Source organism: Clostridium sp. TJA032 (assembly GCF_058310275.1).
On sequence record NZ_JBZEFB010000001.1, the window covers coordinates 709,410 to 723,592 of the forward strand.

The 14,183-nt window shown below is 27.2% G+C and carries 14 protein-coding genes and 1 tRNA gene; 1 reads left to right on the forward strand and 14 read right to left on the reverse strand.

Annotated elements, in window-relative coordinates:
• Positions 1–177: 177 nt before the first annotated feature.
• Positions 178–264: transfer RNA gene (locus AC4FRL_RS03200), tRNA-Leu, on the reverse strand.
• Positions 265–402: 138 nt separating this feature from the next.
• On the opposite strand from AC4FRL_RS03200, the gene AC4FRL_RS03205 reads away from it, so the two are divergent.
• Positions 403–1,335, forward strand: a complete 933-nt coding sequence (locus AC4FRL_RS03205) for a DUF6414 family protein (RefSeq protein ID WP_491138682.1) — start codon at positions 403–405, stop codon at positions 1,333–1,335.
• Between the two features lie 37 nt (positions 1,336–1,372).
• Here the strand turns inward: AC4FRL_RS03205 and AC4FRL_RS03210 are convergent, their stop codons facing one another.
• From AC4FRL_RS03210 to AC4FRL_RS03270, 13 genes are all read right to left on the reverse strand, one after another.
• Complete coding sequence (locus tag AC4FRL_RS03210) at positions 1,373–2,242, reverse strand: methionyl aminopeptidase (RefSeq protein ID WP_491138683.1); 870 nt, start codon at positions 2,240–2,242, stop codon at positions 1,373–1,375.
• Positions 2,243–2,567: 325 nt separating this feature from the next.
• Positions 2,568–3,140, reverse strand: coding sequence for a zinc dependent phospholipase C family protein (locus AC4FRL_RS03215; protein WP_491138685.1), 573 nt, complete (start codon positions 3,138–3,140; stop codon positions 2,568–2,570).
• A gap of 99 nt (positions 3,141–3,239) precedes the next feature.
• Entirely contained in the window at positions 3,240–3,743 is a 504-nt protein-coding gene (locus AC4FRL_RS03220) for a hypothetical protein (protein ID WP_491138687.1), read from the reverse strand.
• Between the two features lie 85 nt (positions 3,744–3,828).
• On the reverse strand, positions 3,829–4,062 hold the full coding sequence (locus tag AC4FRL_RS03225) for a hypothetical protein (protein WP_491138688.1): 234 nt from the start codon (positions 4,060–4,062) through the stop codon (positions 3,829–3,831).
• 20 nt (positions 4,063–4,082) lie between these two features.
• A complete protein-coding gene (locus AC4FRL_RS03230) occupies positions 4,083–4,289 on the reverse strand; it encodes a hypothetical protein (protein WP_491138690.1) in 207 nt (68 codons plus the stop codon).
• 35 nt (positions 4,290–4,324) lie between these two features.
• Complete coding sequence (locus tag AC4FRL_RS03235; RefSeq protein WP_491138692.1) at positions 4,325–4,717, reverse strand: hypothetical protein; 393 nt, start codon at positions 4,715–4,717, stop codon at positions 4,325–4,327.
• A gap of 179 nt (positions 4,718–4,896) precedes the next feature.
• Complete coding sequence (yihA, locus tag AC4FRL_RS03240; protein ID WP_491138693.1) at positions 4,897–5,490, reverse strand: ribosome biogenesis GTP-binding protein YihA/YsxC; 594 nt, start codon at positions 5,488–5,490, stop codon at positions 4,897–4,899.
• Positions 5,490–7,823, reverse strand: coding sequence for an endopeptidase La (lon, locus tag AC4FRL_RS03245; protein ID WP_491138694.1), 2,334 nt, complete (start codon positions 7,821–7,823; stop codon positions 5,490–5,492). Before lon ends, yihA begins: the two co-directional genes overlap by 1 nt.
• 135 nt (positions 7,824–7,958) lie before the next feature.
• Positions 7,959–9,650, reverse strand: coding sequence for an ATP-dependent protease LonB (gene lonB / locus AC4FRL_RS03250; protein WP_491138696.1), 1,692 nt, complete (start codon positions 9,648–9,650; stop codon positions 7,959–7,961).
• A gap of 105 nt (positions 9,651–9,755) precedes the next feature.
• Entirely contained in the window at positions 9,756–11,063 is a 1,308-nt protein-coding gene (gene clpX / locus AC4FRL_RS03255; RefSeq protein WP_491138697.1) for an ATP-dependent Clp protease ATP-binding subunit ClpX, read from the reverse strand.
• A gap of 39 nt (positions 11,064–11,102) precedes the next feature.
• Positions 11,103–11,687, reverse strand: coding sequence for an ATP-dependent Clp endopeptidase proteolytic subunit ClpP (clpP, locus tag AC4FRL_RS03260; RefSeq protein ID WP_491138698.1), 585 nt, complete (start codon positions 11,685–11,687; stop codon positions 11,103–11,105).
• Between the two features lie 189 nt (positions 11,688–11,876).
• The gene (gene tig, locus AC4FRL_RS03265) at positions 11,877–13,163 is read right to left on the reverse strand and encodes a trigger factor (RefSeq protein ID WP_491138700.1); all 1,287 of its coding nucleotides are present in this window, start codon (positions 13,161–13,163) and stop codon (positions 11,877–11,879) included.
• A gap of 125 nt (positions 13,164–13,288) precedes the next feature.
• Positions 13,289–14,077, reverse strand: coding sequence for a sugar phosphate isomerase/epimerase family protein (locus tag AC4FRL_RS03270; RefSeq protein ID WP_491138702.1), 789 nt, complete (start codon positions 14,075–14,077; stop codon positions 13,289–13,291).
• Between the last annotated feature and the right edge of the window lie 106 nt (positions 14,078–14,183).

Below are 14,183 nucleotides of genomic sequence, written 5' to 3' on the forward strand. Positions count from 1 at the left end.
AAACATAATCTTTTAAATTATTTCCAAAATTAAAGATATATAAACTTAAAAATATAAATTTATTTATATTATAAAATAAATTTATTTATATTTGTTAAAAATTATTAAAGTTTAAAGTAATTTAAAAAGTAAATAAATAATAAATATATAAAAAAACACCTGACAAAATCAGGTGTTTGGTGCCGAAAACGGGACTCGAACCCGTACGAGTATTAGCCCGGCGGATTTTGAGTCCGCTGCGTCTGCCAATTCCGCCACTTCGGCTTGAACATTTTAATTATACATTACCCTCCTTTCATTGTCAATATTTCCAATTAAACTAGCTTTTAAAAAACTTATCATAGTATTTATTTTTTGTAATATAAATTATAAGAGTATAAATTTGCCTTAGGAGAATAGATTATGAACGAACTTTTAAACCTATTTATCTATATAGATGAATATTTAATAAAAAGTCTTTCCTCTGTATATTTAAATGGATATATAGATATATACACTTCTAAAAAAATTTGTGATAATACCTTATCTGGTAGAATTCATTCAGATGAAAATAATAAATTATTTTTTGGAGAAGGGAAAAATAAAATATATAATAAAGGCTTTAAAACTAGTAATAAATCAAGAGATTTCAATAAAACAAATTATTACGGAAATAATAAAAGTATAGAAAATAGACTTTTTGGAAGAACAGAAGAAGAAATCAAAAGAATTTATACCTCCTTTGAAATTCACAATAAACTTTTAAAAAAAATGACTAATTCTAAGGCTATTAAAGATATTGACGCCTCTAGTTTTAAAGATACTAATATTTGCGAAGGAGATTTTTTAAAAATAAAAGGCTCTTTAATAGAAAACTCATTAAACTCTTACTTAGATTCTTTAATTAATTTAATAGAAGCCTTTCCACTAAAGGACTTAGACTTTCTTCTAAAAGATACCTCTTTAGAAAAATTAAATTTTTCTATTATATTAAATTTACTAAAAAATATAAAATCTAAATTTACCTTAAACTCTACAGAAGATATGATTTTATCCTGTGTAGATTATAATGCTATAATAAATGTTAATTCAAAATACTTTTTAAATGGTGATTTTTACGCCTTTCATAAATCAAATATCAATGTATTAGGAAAGGTTATTAAAATATGTAACAATGAAGAAGATATAAATCTATTTAGAAAAGTAAATCAAGAAGATTATCATATAGAACTTTTAAAATCTATAAGCCCCTATTTTGAAGTATTAAGAAAACTTAATATTCCCCTACCTAAATGTCCAGTTACTAAAATAAAAGGACCTAGTATTTTAATCCTTCCTATAAGCATGTATTTTTAAAAAAAAGACCTTCTAAAAAATATTAGAAGGTCTTTTTTTATTTAGCTATTATTTCTACTCCATCTTCTGTAACTAAAACAGTATGCTCCCATTGTGCTGAAAGAGAACCATCCATAGTTAATGCTGTCCAATCATTATCAGCATCTACAAAGACATCATACTTTCCTTCATTTATCATAGGTTCTATAGTAAATACCATTCCCGGTACTAAAACCATACCTTCTCCTGCATCTCCATAATGGTATACAAAAGGGTCTTCATGGAATTTTAATCCTACTCCATGACCTCCAAAATCTCTAACTACTGAATATCCATTTTCCTTTGCATGTTTTTCAATGGCATATCCTATATCTCCTAAAAATCCCCAAGGTTTAACTGCCTTAATTCCTTCTTCTAAACATTCCTTAGCAACTCTTACTAATTTTTTTGCATTCTCACTAGCTTCTCCAATAATAAACATTCTTGAAGCATCTGAATAGTATCCATTATATATAGTAGATACATCTACATTTATTATATCTCCTTCCTTAAGAATTATATTCTCATCAGGAATACCATGACAAACTTCATCATTTATTGAAGTACAAACACTTTTAGGAAATCCTCCATAATTAAGAGGTGCAGGAATTGCTCCTTTGCTTATAGTATAATCATGTACTATTTTATTTATTTCCTCTGTACTCATTCCTGCCTTTATATTTTCAGAAACTAAATCTAAAACTGCATTATTTATTTCTGCACTTTTTCTTATTCCTTCTATTTGCTCTTTATTTTTTATTATGTCTCTTGTAGGAACTTCATATCCTTCCCTAGCAAGTTCTTCTAATTTTTCATCAAACTCCATATGACATTTTTTATATTTTTTTCCACTATTACACCAACATAGGTCATTTCTATTTATTTTCATTTTTTGTCTCCTTATAAAAACTTTAAATAAAATTAAAGTAATCTCTATATTTAAGTATATACTAAGTTATACTTTTTTCAAGCATACTATAAAAAGCTCTTATAAAAAAAGTATAGGTTAAATTTAAAACCTATACATAAATGTAATTAATGAAATTTTATACATAGAAGGAACTATATTTTATTTTATTATATTCATTATAGTTTAACAAATTATATATAACTCCTCTTACTTTAATTTTTTTTGCAAATATTATCAAAATATTTCCCCCCAAAAGCTACTCTTTTTATAATAATATGTAACACTTAAAGAATTTATTAATACTTTAATTTAAAATAGAATCATTTTTTTCTATAGACTCTAAAACATATCTAACAATAGAATTGTTTAAATACATTGCAAAAAATAAATCACTTATAAAGCCTTCAGACTTTCTATAATCTTCTAGAGCTTTTTTTAAAAAATTTTCATAGGTAGAGTTTTCTAAAATTTTATAACTATCATTTATTTCTATATCCTTTGTAAGTACCTTATGAAGTTTTTTCTCATATAATACATGTTTTAAGGTAACACTTTTTTTAAATCCCCATTCTTCTTCATGAGGAAGTGAAAAAAAATCACATAAAAAATGACATACAACGCCTAATTCTATACTAAATTTTTCTTTTCCTATTTCATTTATTATGTCTTTACTTTTTAAACTACTTAACCACTTTACCTTATGATATATTATATCTTCAAATTGCTTTCTTCCATGTTTTTTAACTCTATATTTAGGAGATATATCAGGAAGAACATTTCCCTTTAAAAAACTATCTTTATCTATTAAACTTTTTAAATCTCCTTCTATACTATTAAATGTGTTCTCTCCTATTTCAACATGAGTTTTATAAAGCATAAAAAATCACCACCTTTTAATTTATTTTGCTCAAAAAAACTTTTTTTAAATTACAATAATAAAAAAAGGTTAAATATATTAATTTAACCTTTTAAAAAATCAATAAGTTATTTTTCCTTCTTTATACATCTTTAAAACCTTATCTAAAAATCTAGCTCTATCAGAATCCACAAGATTTCTAATAGAAATTAACATATTGACTATATTATCTTCTCCTGTATTATTCAAATTATTTAAAGATGCTCCTCCAAAATTATTAATTAATGAATCTAAGTTTCCCATATTATTGAAATTATTATTTCCTAAAAGCCCCATAAGAGAACCTAAATCTCCAAATCCACCTACATTTCCAAAGGGATTGAAATTATTTTCATTATTAACTTGATTTTTATTATCAATGAAACTACCTTCATTACTTAAAATTGAATTTATAGAGTTCATATCAAAGCCATTATTATTCATAGCTGATAAAAGTTCTGATAAATTATTTTGGTTTATATTATTAAGTCCTAAAAGTTCTAAAATTTGAGGATTTAAACTAGGAGCAAAGTTTTCTTCTCTTAAATTTTCCCTTTTCTTATTTTTATGTTTTCCTTTTGACATCTACTATCCTCCTTATAAATAAAAATATATGTATTATTTTTTTATTTAAAGGAGGGTTTTAAATAAAAACCCTCCAATAATTATTCTAACAACATTTATAGCCGCAGCTATTTGTATTTACACCACCACATAGCCAGAATAATAAGAATAAAGTATATGCTCTATCATTATTTAATAAACCTGATTGGCAAAGCATTAATAAAGTTGGTAAAGTTGTACATGGATTAAATGATGAACATGCTACATTTTTTTCATGACAACAATTATTCTTCTTGCTCTTGCAATGGCATTTATTTTTACAGCATTTACTTCTGCTCATAAAATTCACTCCTTTTTACTTTAGCAACACTTATTGTTACTTCCACAAGAATTAAATCCACCACATAATAATGATAATAAAATTAAGATATATGCTCTATCATTACATAATAATCCTGAGTTTTGTAATATTAAAAGAGTTGGTAATACTGTACAAGCATCCATTCCATTACATCTATTATCTTTAACATGATTTTCTCTACAACAACATTTTCTCTTCTTGCTCATTTTAAATATCTCCTTTCTTATTATTTTATTTTAAATTAGCATCCACAGTTTCCTAAAAATCCATTTCCATTATTATTTCCACAGTTGTTTGAAGAACCACCCCATAAAGTTGATAAAATTATTATCCATATTATAGAGTTACAACCAAAGCCACTATTTCTATTTCCACAGCAACAATCCTCATCACAGCAGCATCTATTTCCAAAGCCACTATTTCCACCAAAGCCGCCACATAATAAGAATAACCAAATTAAAGAGTTAAAGCCTCCACCAAAGCCAAAGTTGTTTCCAAAGCCTCCACAATTATTAGGGAAAGGTGCACAATTATTATTTCCTCCAACTGTTCCACAATTATCAAAAGAATTTCCATAACCCTTATTACAGCAATTATCTCTTGTCATTCCATCTAAGATTTCATTTAATTCCATAAATCTTAACCTCCATTTATTTTCTTTATACTACATACTATTCTAATAATATTTTTTTGACACATATTTTTGTAATTTTTTCTACTTTTTGTAATAAATTTATTTTTTAAAACATATAATTTCTAAAATAAAAAAGAAGTTATGAAAATTAAATTTCATAACTTCTTTTTATTATCTACTTACTCTTCATTAACTAAATCATCAAAAAGATAATCTACAAGTTCATCTTTTCCTTTTTTATTTAGTGAAGAGAAAAACTTAAGCTTATAATCTTTTGGTAATCCTAAAGTTTCTTTAATAAGCTTCTCACTTTTCCCTATTTGATTATTAGATATTTTATCACTTTTTGTAGCAATAACTACAACTTCATATCCATAATGCTTTATCCACTCATACATTTGAACATCATCAGCAGTAGGTTTATGTCTGCAATCAACTAATAAAACAACCTTCTTTAACGGAGCTCTATTTAATAAGTATCTCTCTATTGTAGCACCCCAAGATGCTTTTTCCTTTTTAGATACCTTTGCATATCCATATCCAGGTAAATCAACTAAATAAAAATCTTTATTTAATAGGAAGAAATTTATTAATCTAGTTTTACCTGGTGTTTGACTTACCTTTGCTAATCCTCTTCTATTAGTTAAGGAGTTAATTATAGAAGATTTACCAACATTTGATCTACCTACAAAGGCTATCTCAGGTAAATTATCAGTAGGATACTGTTCTCTCTTAACTGCTGATATTATAAATTCAGAACTTTTTATTTTCATTATTTTTTCACTCCAACCAATGCATTTTCTAATACATCATCAATTTTCTCTGCAAGTATTATATTTAAACTATCTTTAACTATTTTAGGAAGTTTAAGTACATCTTTTTCATTTTCTTTAGGAACTATAACTGTATCAATTCCAACTCTTCTTGCTGCTAAACATTTTTCTTTTAACCCACCAATAGCTAAAACTTTTCCAGTTAAGGTTATTTCACCAGTCATAGCAACATTATGCTTAACCTTTTTATTAGTTAATGCCGATACTAACGCAGTAGTCATAGTAACCCCCGCTGAAGGACCATCCTTAGGAACTGCTCCCTCTGGTGCATGTATATGAATATCCTTGTCTGAATAAAATTCATCTTTTATTCCTAATTTTTTCATATTAGCTCTAACATAGGAATATGCCGCTTTTGCAGATTCTTTCATTACATCGCCAAGTTGTCCTGTAAGTTCTAATCTACCTTTACCATCCATAACTACTACTTCTACAGGCAATGTATCTCCACCATAAGCTGTCCAAGCCATTCCTGTAACTACTCCAACTTTATCTTCCCTATCAATTTCATCATAGCTAAAGATTTTTGGGCCTAAATATTTTTCAACTAATTTAGTTGATATAGTTAATGTTTTCTTATCTTTTTCTATTATATCCCTTATTCCTTTTCTTATAACATTAGCTATTTGTCTTTGAAGATTTCTAACTCCAGATTCTCTTGTATAACTATCTATTATAAGCTTTAAAGAAGAATCAGATATTTTTATTTGTTCTTTAGTTACACCATGTTCTTTTAAGACCTTTGGAACTAAATATCTTTTAGCAATTTTAAATTTTTCTTCATAAGTATATCCTGATACTTCTATTAATTCCATTCTATCTAAAAGAGGTCTTGGAATACCTTCTAAAGAGTTCGCAGTTGTTATAAATAAAACTTGAGATAAATCAACATCTACTTCTAAATAATGGTCTCTAAAAGTCTTATTTTGTTCTTTATCAAACACCTCTAACAAAGCATCTGCTGGATTTCCTTTAAAATCCATACCTAATTTATCTATTTCATCTAATAAAAATACTGGATTCATACTTTTAGCTTCTTTTAACCCAGTAACAATTCTTCCTGGAATTGCACCAACATAAGTTCTTCTATGTCCTCTTATATCAGCTTCATCCCTAACTCCACCTAAAGACATTCTTACAAACTTTCTACTTAATGCCTTAGATACACTTTTAGCAATCGAAGTTTTTCCAACTCCTGGAGGACCAACTAAACAAATTATAGGCCCCTTTAGTGAATTACTTATTTGTTTAACAGCTAAATATTCTAAAATTCTATCCTTTACATCCTTTAAGCCATAATGGTCCTTATCTAAAATTTTTCTTGCTTCTTTTATATTTAAAGTATCCTTAGTAAATTCTCCCCAAGGCATATCTAATAAATTTTCTAGATAAGTTCTTATAACTCCACCTTCTTGAGAGTATGGAGATGATGATTTAAGCTTTGATATTTCATATAAGGCTTTTTCCTTTACATCCTTAGGAAGTTTTTTTTCTTTAATAATTCTTTCAAATTCAATTATAGCCTTCTTATTTTCATCCTCTTCTCCAAGTTCTTCTTGAATAACTTTAATTTGCTCTCTTAAATAATATTCTTTTTGCCCATTATCTAATTTCTTTTTTACTTTAGAACCTATTTTCTTCTCTATTTTAGCTATTTCAATTTCTTGCTTAACATAAAATATTAATTTTTCAATTCTTTCTTTTAAATTTAAAGTTTGAAGTATATCCTGCTTGTCCTCTTGTTTCATAAGAGTATATGCAGATATTAAATCTGTTACCTTTTCTAAATCTTTTTCATCTTCTAAATTGTCAAATAAATCTGCATTAGATACACCATTACCTGATGTAATATCTAAAAGTTCGAAAAAATCATCCTTTAATTTTCTTGATAAAGCCTCAAGTTCTTCTTCATTGTCATCTTTATCTATTTCGACTTCTTTTATTTCTACTTCAAATAATTCCTCTTTTTCAAAGAATTCATCTATCTTTGCTCTTTTGATACCTTCTACTAAAACTCTTATAGTATCCTTTGGCATTTTTACAATTTGTTTTATTTCACATATTGTACCTATGTTAAAGATGTCATCTTCACTTGGATTTTCAACATCAATATTTTTTTGAGCTGCTAAAAATATCTTTTGATTTTCAGCCATAGCTCTTTCAACAGCCTCTATTGATTTTTTTCTACCAACATCAAAGTATATAACCATACTAGGAAATACGGTTAAACCTCTTAGAGGAATTAAAGGAAGAATTAATTTATCTTCTTTCATAAATATCCCCTCCAAAAAAAATTAATAACTATGTATAAATATATAGTCTTTATCAAGTATACACATATTATAAGTTTTTTTCAAGCTTATTTAAAATCACAAAATAAAGCTAACACTTAAAGTGCTAGCTTTATTTTATGATTTTGCCTCTAAAGAACTTGCTCCTAAAAATGCTATATTTTCATTAAATATTAAATCACTATTTATTTTATCTTCTATTAAAATACTTTTATTTAAAACCTCTTCTAAATTTTTAACATAAACTATAGAAATTCCTTCTATTTCTTTATTTACATTAGCTAAATTTTCTTTTGGTAAAATAACAGTACTAGCTCCTGCCCTTTTAGCTGCTAATATTTTAGCATTTACTCCTCCTATAGCCTTAACCCTTCCTTTTATTGATATCTCTCCTGTCATAGCTATTTTATTGTTTACAGGAAGATTTTTAATTGCACTATATATAGCTGTAGCTATACTAATTCCAGCTGATGAGCCATCAATAGGAATACCTCCTGGAAAATTAATATGTATATTATAATCTTTTGTATTTAAATTATATAAATTATCTAATGCAGTTAAAACATTTTGCACTGAACAATAAGCTGTACTCTTTCTTCTTATTTTTTTATTTCCATCTCCTAATTCTTCTTGTTCGACTATTCCTGTTATCTTTAAATTTCCTCTTCCTTTTTTAACTTCCTTAGCTGTAGCTTCTATTTCCATTAATATACCATTATTTGTTCCATAAACAGCTAAGCCATTAACACAACCTATTTCAGGTTCTTCTAAAATTTTCTTCTCTAACCTAGGATTATACTGACCATTTTCAATTACCCAGTAAATATCTTCTTCTTTTATGTAATCTCTATTGTCATTCATTGCAAGTCCTGAACATAATTGAATTAAATTAATAACCTCTCTTCCATTTGTACAATACTTTGAAACTATATTAAGACCTTCATCACTTATTCTATATCCAACCTTTCTTGTTGCATTTGATGCAATTTTTTTAATTTCCTCAAAACTTAAGGCTTTAAAAAATATCTCTACACACCTTGATCTTATAGCAGGAGCTATTTCTTCTGGACTTCTTGTTGTTGCTCCTATTAACCTAAAATCAGCTGGTAGTCCTTTTTCAAAAATTTCCTTTATATAAGGAGGAGTATTTGGATCTTCTGAACTATAATAAGCTGAGTCTAAAAATACCTTTCTATCCTCTAATACTTTAAGAAGCTTATTAAGCTCAATAGGATGAAGTTCTCCAATCTCATCTATAAAAAGCATCCCTCCATGTGCTCTAGTTACTGCTCCAACTTTAGGTTGTGGTACTCCTTTAATGCCTAAATCTCCAGCTCCTTGATATATTGGGTCATGCACAGAACCTATTAAGGGGTCTGCAATTCCTCTTTCATCAAATCTTAAAGTAGTTGCATCTATCTCTACAAATTTAGATTCTCTATTAAAAGGAGAAGAAACAATATTTTTAGCTTCTTCTAAAATAATTCTAGCAGCTGCAGTTTTCCCAACCCCTGGAGGTCCATATATTATTACATGCTGTGGATTTGGCCCACAAAGTGCTGCTTTAAGTGCTCTTATTCCCTTTTCTTGCCCTATTACTTCATATAAATTATTAGGTCTACTTTTTTCAGTTAAAGGCTCTGTTAATTTTATTTTCTTTAAATTATTTAACTTTTCCATCTCTTTTTCATTTTCTTTTTTTAAAATGTTTTTATTATTTTTTTTATTAGAAAATGATTTTGTCATGTAGATATAGAAAAAAATTGACATTAATACTTGTAAAAATAACATAAATGTATATATATTCATATTAAATACCATCCTTTCTTAGGCTTAGTATTCTCCTAAATTTATGAGTATATTCCAAAAAACTATAAATAAAAAAGATGCACAATTACTATGCATCTTTTAAAATTAAGCTGTTTCTATATCTTTTTTACTCTTACTTTTTTTCTCAGCTACTAAATTTGGTCTAACTTCACCTTCTGGAAGTCTTTCAATTATTGGTGGCTTCTTATCTTTTATAGTTTCTTCTGTTATAGTAGCTTTTACTATATTTTCATCTGAAGGAATATCAAACATTATATCCATCATAGTTTCTTCTACTATAGCTCTTAAACCTCTAGCCCCTGTATTTCTACTTATAGCTTCATCTGCAATTGCTTTTAAAGCCCCTTCTGTAAACTCTAGCTTTACATTATCTAATTCAAATAACTTTTTATACTGCTTAACTAAAGCATTCTTTGGCTTTGTTAATATGCTTACTAAAGCTTCATTATCTAAGGCTTCTAAAGTTACTAAAACTGGTAATCTTCCTACAAATTCAGGTATTAATCCAAATTTTAATAAATCTCCAGGCATTATATCTTTTAAAAGTTCGCCAACATTCTTTTCATTTTTACCCTTAACATCAGCTCCAAAGCCTATAGAACTTTTAGTTTCTCTTTTTTCAATTATCTTATCTATTCCATCAAAAGCTCCACCACATATAAATAAAATATTTGAAGTGTTTATTTGTATAAACTCTTGATGTGGATGTTTTCTACCTCCTTGTGGCGGTACTGAAGCAGTTGTTCCTTCTAAAATTTTTAATAAGGCTTGTTGAACACCTTCTCCTGAAACATCTCTTGTAATAGATGGATTTTCTGATTTTCTAGCTATTTTATCAATCTCATCTATATATATTATACCTTTTTCAGCCTTCTCAACATCATAATCTGCATTTTGAATTAACTTTAAAAGTATATTTTCAACATCTTCACCAACATAACCAGCTTCTGTTAATGTTGTAGCATCAGCTATTGCAAATGGTACATTTAACATTTTAGCAAGGGTTTGTGCAAGTAAAGTTTTACCTGAACCTGTAGGTCCTAGTAAAAGTATATTACTCTTTTGTAATTCAACTTCATCTTCTGATTTGTTTGCATTTATTCTTTTATAATGATTATAAACAGCTACTGCTAATGATTTTTTAGCTCTTTCTTGACCAACAACATATTGATCTAAATAACTTTTTATTTCCTGTGGCTTTGGAAGGTTGCTAGCTTCTAATGGTGATGTTTCTGTATTGCCTTCAAATTCATCCTCTATAATTTCTGAACAAAGCTCTATACATTCATCACATATATATACTCCAGGACCTGCTATTAATCTTTTAACTTGCTCCTGACTTTTACCACAAAAAGAACATCTTAATTGCTTCTTATCTTCAAATTTTCCCATCTTATCCACCTCAACTTTCCATAAGATTTAAGCTATAAATTATTTTCTTTCTATAACTTTATCTATTAATCCATATTCTACTGCTTCTGATGCTTCCATAAAGTAATCTCTTTCCACATCCACTTTTATTTTTTCAAGAGGTTTATTTGTATTTTCACTTAAAATTTGATTTAATTTATCTTTTATTTTTAATATTCTCTTTGCATGAATATCTATATCAGTAGCTTGACCTTGGAATCCACCTAAAGGTTGGTGTATCATAATCTCAGCATTTGGAAGTGCAAATCTCTTACCCTTTGCCCCTGAAGATAATAAAAAGGCTCCCATAGAAGCAGCCATACCTATACAAATTGTAGATACATCAGGCTTTATATATTGCATAGTATCATAAATTGCCATACCAGAAGTTATAGAACCTCCTGGTGAATTTATGTAAAGATATATATCTTTATCAGGGTCTTCACTTTCTAAAAATAATAGTTGTGCAACAACAAGATTAGCCGTTACGTCATTTACCTCTCCACTTAACATTATTATTCTATCTTTTAATAATCTTGAAAATATATCATAACTTCTTTCACCTTTACTTGTTTGTTCAACTACCATAGGCACTAAATTGCTCATTAAATTCCCTCCTTTTAAAAAAACTCTAATTATAATATTGCCATATATTTATAAAAAACATACATTATCATAATTATTATATAAAAAAAATAAAGATTTGTTAATTAGTCTTTTTCTAAATAAACTTTTAATTTTAAAATAATTGCCAAGAAATATTTCCTGGCAATTATCTGAAAGTTAATTTATTTATTATTTTAAAGCTTCAAATAACATTTTTAAAGTTTTTTCTCTTTTAACATCTAACTCTAAAGCAGCTCTTTGAGCGTTTAATAATAAGTCTACCATTTTCTCAGTTTCTGCTCCATTTGCATACATTTTAGCAACTTCTTCAGCTTTAGCTTTTAACTCTTCTTCAGTAGCTTCTATAGCTTCTTTTTCAGTTATAGCATTCATAACTAAGTCAGTTTTTACTTTTCTTTCAGCATTTTCTTTCATGTAAGATCTCATTTTTTCTTCAGTGCTTCCAGTAAACTCATAGTATTGAGCTAAGCTTAAGCCTTGTTGTCCTAATCTTACTTCTAAATCTCTTACCATGTTGTCAACTTCTCTGTTTATCATAGCTTCTGGAATTTCTACTTTTGCGTTATCAACTACAGTGTTTATAACTTTTTCTTCCATTTCTCTCTTAGCTCTTAATTCATTAGCTTTTTTAGCTTTTTCTTTTAAGTTAGCTTTTAATTCTTCTAATGTATCAAATTCTGAAACTTCTTTAGCAAACTCATCATCTAACTCTGGTAATTCTTTAACTTTGATTTCTTTTACAGTAACATCAAATTTAGCTGGTTTACCATTTAACTCTTCTCTTCCGTAAGCTTCTGGGAATGTTACATTAACTTCTTTACTTTCTCCAACCTTTAAGCCAACTAATTGTTCTTCAAAGTTATCTATGAAACTTCCTGAACCTATTTCTAATGGATAATCTTTTCCTTCTCCACCTTCAAATGCTACACCGTCTATAAATCCTTTAAAGTCGATAACAGCTATATTTCCATTTTCAACTGTTCCTTCTTCTTTAGTTTCAACTCTAGCGTTTCTAGCTTGCATATCAGCTAATTGCTTTTCTATATCTTCATCATTTACTTCATAAGATACTTCTTCAACTTCTAATCCTTTATAATCTCCTAAAGTAACTTCTGGATAAGTTGTAACTTTTGCTTTATATATTAAGTCTTTTCCTTCTCCAACCTCTACTACTTCTATTTGTGGATAATCAACAGGCTTTATGTTGTTTTCATCTAAAGCAACTCCATATGTTTTATCTATACAAGTATTTATAGCATCATCAAATAAAACTTCAACTCCATAGAATTTTTTTACCATGTTCATTGGAACTTTTCCTTTTCTGAATCCTGGTACGTTAAACTTCTTTGAGTTTTTATTATAAGATTTCTTTAAGGCCTCGTTAAAGTCCTTAGCATCAACTTTAATTTCTAATTCAACAAGGTTTGTGTCTATTTTGTTCATTTTAGCTTCCATTGTATATTCCTCCTGTAAATAGCCTTTTAATTCCTAAATTGTGAATTAACCTAGGCAATTATAACATATAATTTCTTTTTTTATCAAATATTTCTTTTATTTTATTCTTACATTTATACATTTTATCATAATAGTAGTTTTTTTTCTATAAAATCTTTAACAACTTTTAATTCTTCGTAATTTTTAAAATTATCTCTATAAACTTCTATTATTAATGGCCCTTTATAGTCTATTTTTTTAAGTCCTTTAATTATACTTTTATAATCAACTTTACCCTTTCCTGGAAGAAGACAAATATTTTTCTCATCTCTATCATTTATATGAAAATTTATTAAATCCTTACCCATTATATCTATATATTTTAAAGGTTCTTCAAAACTTTTATAGGCCTGTTTTATATCAAAGGTAAACTTCATATCATATTTTAAATTCTCTTTTATATATTTTAAAAAATCTAAATTTGAAGACATACACCAAGAAACATTTTCCTGTGACAAATATATGTTATTTTCTCTAGCTATATAATTTAATTCATTGTATATATCTAAAACTCTCTTTTTATTTATATCTTTATAGCCTTCTTTTTTCATTCCATGAAAGGTATAAGATGATGCACCTAATTTATTAGTAGCTTTACATATACTTTTAAAAATTTCTAAGGCATCTTTTCTTCTTCTTTCATATTTATCAAATAAATATGGCTCATACATAGATGAAAAAAAATGTACTGATTTTATATTAAAATTATATCTATTCTTTTCATAAATTAATCTTTCTAAAAATTCTTCTCCATATTCAAAATATGTGTTTAAAAATAATTCTCCACTATTAAAACCTAAATTCTTCATTATCTTTATGGATTTTTCCAATTCAAAATCTGGATAAAAACATGCTGAAGAAATTCCAACTTCCAAATTAAATTCTCCTTTCCTATTTTCTTTTCATTATTATACCTTATAGTAAACATTTAAATAAACTCTTTAAATTTTTATTTTAAATAATACCATTTGCTTATATGGA

Bases quoted from the DNA above. Each gene is read 5' to 3' on its own strand.
- yihA (WP_491138693.1), bottom strand. From the start codon at position 5,490: ATGAAAATAAAAAGTTCTGAATTTATAATATCAGCAGTTAAGAGAGAA.
- lon (WP_491138694.1), bottom strand. From the start codon at position 7,823: ATGAAAGAAGATAAATTAATTCTTCCTTTAATTCCTCTAAGAGGTTTA.
- lonB (WP_491138696.1), bottom strand. From the start codon at position 9,650: ATGAATATATATACATTTATGTTATTTTTACAAGTATTAATGTCAATT.
- AC4FRL_RS03225 (WP_491138688.1), bottom strand. From the start codon at position 4,062: ATGAGCAGAAGTAAATGCTGTAAAAATAAATGCCATTGCAAGAGCAAG.
- tig (WP_491138700.1), bottom strand. From the start codon at position 13,163: ATGGAAGCTAAAATGAACAAAATAGACACAAACCTTGTTGAATTAGAA.
- AC4FRL_RS03210 (WP_491138683.1), bottom strand. From the start codon at position 2,242: ATGAAAATAAATAGAAATGACCTATGTTGGTGTAATAGTGGAAAAAAA.
- AC4FRL_RS03215 (WP_491138685.1), bottom strand. From the start codon at position 3,140: ATGCTTTATAAAACTCATGTTGAAATAGGAGAGAACACATTTAATAGT.
- AC4FRL_RS03220 (WP_491138687.1), bottom strand. From the start codon at position 3,743: ATGTCAAAAGGAAAACATAAAAATAAGAAAAGGGAAAATTTAAGAGAA.
- clpX (WP_491138697.1), bottom strand. From the start codon at position 11,063: ATGGGAAAATTTGAAGATAAGAAGCAATTAAGATGTTCTTTTTGTGGT.
- AC4FRL_RS03235 (WP_491138692.1), bottom strand. From the start codon at position 4,717: ATGGAATTAAATGAAATCTTAGATGGAATGACAAGAGATAATTGCTGT.
- AC4FRL_RS03205 (WP_491138682.1), top strand. From the start codon at position 403: ATGAACGAACTTTTAAACCTATTTATCTATATAGATGAATATTTAATA.
- clpP (WP_491138698.1), bottom strand. From the start codon at position 11,687: ATGAGCAATTTAGTGCCTATGGTAGTTGAACAAACAAGTAAAGGTGAA.
- AC4FRL_RS03230 (WP_491138690.1), bottom strand. From the start codon at position 4,289: ATGAGCAAGAAGAGAAAATGTTGTTGTAGAGAAAATCATGTTAAAGAT.